At 53.0% G+C, this 3311-nt stretch carries 2 rRNA genes; both read left to right on the top strand.

Features of this window, described 5'->3' with window-relative positions:
• The first annotated feature begins 200 nt into the window (after positions 1-200).
• A 23S ribosomal RNA gene (locus EU557_RS25285) occupies positions 201-3105 on the top strand.
• Between the two features lie 89 nt (positions 3106-3194).
• Positions 3195-3306, top strand: a 5S ribosomal RNA gene (gene rrf, locus EU557_RS25280).
• Positions 3307-3311 lie beyond the last annotated feature (5 nt).

Here is a 3311-nt window from a genome sequence, read left to right as displayed (position 1 = left end):
CGTTACCTTATAGAAGTACCTTCCCGTACTGTCTTTCCTTTTATTCAGATTTTCAGAAGAAGAGGCTGCAGAGTTTCTTCTTCTACCTTGCTCCAAACGAGGAGCAAACGTTCTTTGACGTAGTGAAACGAGAGAGAAAAAGAAGTGCTACTCACTTTCGAGTGATAGCACGGAGCGTTTGGCCTACGGGCTAAACGACAACAGAAGTAAGCAAGGGCACACGGAGGATGCCTAGGCTCGCAGAGGCGACGAAGGACGCGATAAGCTGCGATAAGCCGTGGGGATGGGCACATACCAAGTGATCCACGGATTTCCGAATGGGGCAACCCCTTACAGTGAAGCTGTAAGACCTACTCTTTATGAGCTAGGGGCAAACCCGGGGAACTGAAACATCTAAGTACCCGGAGGAAAAGAAAATAACATATGATTCCCCTAGTAGTGGCGAGCGAACGGGGAGGAGCCCAAACCGGGTTGGTTACGGCCAGTCCGGGGTTGTAGGAGCCCAATATCTGATTGCATAACTTTAGCTGAACGACGTGGGAAAGTCGATCATAGAGGGTGAGAATCCCGTAAGCGAACTAGTTATGCACGGTAGGGATTTCCTGAGTAGGGCGGGGCCGGAGAAACCCCGTCTGAATCCAGCGGCACCATCCGCTAAGGCTACATACTCCTGCGAGACCGATAGTGAACTAGTACCGTGAGGGAAAGGTGAAAAGAACCGGGAATACCGGAGTGAAAAGAACCTGAAACCGTGTGCTTACAAGCGGTCGGAGCTTTTTAGTGAAGTGACGGCGTGCCTTTTGCATAATGAGCCTACGAGTTACTCCTCTCTGGCAAGGTTAAATGACTCAAGTCATGGAGCCGCAGCGAAAGCGAGTCTGAATAGGGCGCAGAGTCAGAGGGGGTAGACGCGAAACTTTGTGATCTACCCTTGAGCAGGTTGAAGGTTGGGTAACACCAACTGGAGGACCGAACCAGTTTCCGTTGAAAAGGATTTGGATGACTTGAGGGTAGGGGTGAAAGGCCAATCAAACTGAGAAATAGCTCGTACTCCCCGAAATGTATTTAGGTACAGCGTCGAGGTGGAGTCAGCGGGAGGTAGAGCTACCGATAGGACTAGGGGGTGTCACAGCCTACCGAATCCTGACGAACTCCGAATGCCCGTTGATATACTCGGCAGTGAGGCGTGGGGTGCTAAGGTCCCATGCCGAGAGGGAAAGAACCCAGACCATCCGCTAAGGTCCCTAAATTCGGACTAAGTTGAACAAAGGAGGTCCACTTGCTTTGACAGCCAGGAGGTTGGCTTGGAAGCAGCCATTCCTTTAAAGAGTGCGTAACAGCTCACTGGTCGAGCGAGAGGGCATCGATAATACGCGGGCATCAAGTCCGGTACCGAAGCGATGGATTTGCACTTTGTGCAAGTGGTAGGGGAGCATTCTAGCAGCGGTGAAGGTGACCTGTCAGGGTTGCTGGAGCGGCTAGAAAAGCAAATGTAGGCATGAGTAACGATAAAGGGGGTGAGAAACCCCCTCGCCGATAGACTAAGGTTTCCTGCTCAACGCTAATCGGAGCAGGGTTAGTCGGGACCTAAGGCTACGCCGAGAGGCTACGTCGATGGACAGCGGGTTGATATTCCCGCACTTATTCAGTGGAGTGATGCAGTGACGCAGAAGTGAAAGTACCGCGGGCGGACGGAAGTGCCCGTTAAAGTGCGTAGGTATTGGCTTGGTAGGTAAATCCGCCGAGTTAGCTGAAACATGATAGTACCTGGCGGCTTCGGCCAACGGGATAGTGTACCTAATCAGACTGCCAAGAAAACCTGCTAAGCGTTTACTGCTGAATAACCCGTACCGCAAACCGACACAGGTAGTCAAGGAGAGCATCCTGAGGCGCTCGAGTGAATCACGGCCAAGGAACTCGGCAAAATGGTCCTGTAACTTCGGGAGAAGGGACGCTTCCTCACAGCAATGTGAGAAGCCGCAGTGAAAAGGCCCAGGCGACTGTTTAACAAAAACACATGACTTTGCGAACGCGTAAGCGGAAGTATAAGGTCTGACACCTGCCCGGTGCCGGAAGGTTAAGAGGGGAACTTAGCGCAAGCGAAGGTTTGAATCGAAGCCCCGGTAAACGGCGGCCGTAACTATAACGGTCCTAAGGTAGCGAAATTCCTTGTCGGGTAAGTTCCGACCTGCACGAATGGTGTAACGATCTGGGCGCTGTCTCAGCCGTGAGCTCGGTGAAATTGTAGTCTCGGTGAAGATGCCGAGTACCCGCCACGGGACGGAAAGACCCCGTGCACCTTTACTATAGGTTGACATTGATGCTGGACAACACATGTGTAGGATAGGTGGGAGACTGTGAACCCGGGCCGCCAGGTCTGGGGGAGTCAACGTTGAAATACCACCCTTGTGTTGTTTGGCACCTAATCTGGAAACGGAAACAGTGTCTGCTGGGTAGTTTGACTGGGGTGGTCGCCTCCAAAAATGTATCGGAGGCTTTCAAAGGTCCACTCAGTACGCTTGGTAACCGTACGTAGAGCGCAATAGCAGAAGTGGGCTTGACTGTGAGGCTGACCAGCCGAGCAGGGTCGAAAGACGGATATAGTGATCCGGTGGTTCCGCATGGAAGGGCCATCGCTCAAAGGATAAAAGGTACGCCGGGGATAACAGGCTGATCTCCCCCAAGAGCTCATATCGACGGGGAGGTTTGGCACCTCGATGTCGGCTCGTCACGTCCTGGGGCTGGAGAAGGTCCCAAGGGTTCGGCTGTTCGCCGATTAAAGTGGCACGCGAGCTGGGTTCAGAACGTCGTGAGACAGTTCGGTCCCTATCTGTGGTGGGCGTTGGAAATTTGAGAGGACCTGACTTTAGTACGAGAGGACCGAGTTGGACTAGCCGCTCGTGCACCGGTTGTGGCGCCAGCTGCAGCGCCGGGTAGCGACGCTGGGATGAGATAAGCGCTGAAAGCATCTAAGTGCGAAACTCACCTCAAGATGAGATTTCCCATATACGAAGAGTCGTGGTAGACCACCACGTTGATAGGCGGTACGTGTAGAGGCCGAAATGCCACAGCGGAGCCGTACTAATGACTCGAACACTTCTATTGGAACACCTCCACATCACTTCTTTTTCTTTCTCGCTCACTGCGTCGAGATATAAGCAGTAGATCACTGAACACGATCTGCTGACGCCAGTAATGGTGGCTTTAGCCCGGGTGTTCACCTCTTCCCATTCCGAACAGAGTCGTTAAGCCCCGGAGCGCCCATGGTACTGCCTTCACCGGCGGGAGAGTAGGTCGCCGCCAACCTTACT

The sequence above is a fragment of the Hymenobacter wooponensis genome (assembly GCF_004745865.1).
GTDB classification, from domain to species: Bacteria; Bacteroidota; Bacteroidia; order Cytophagales; family Hymenobacteraceae; genus Hymenobacter; species Hymenobacter wooponensis.
This window is presented reverse-complemented; position numbering and strand designations above follow the sequence as displayed.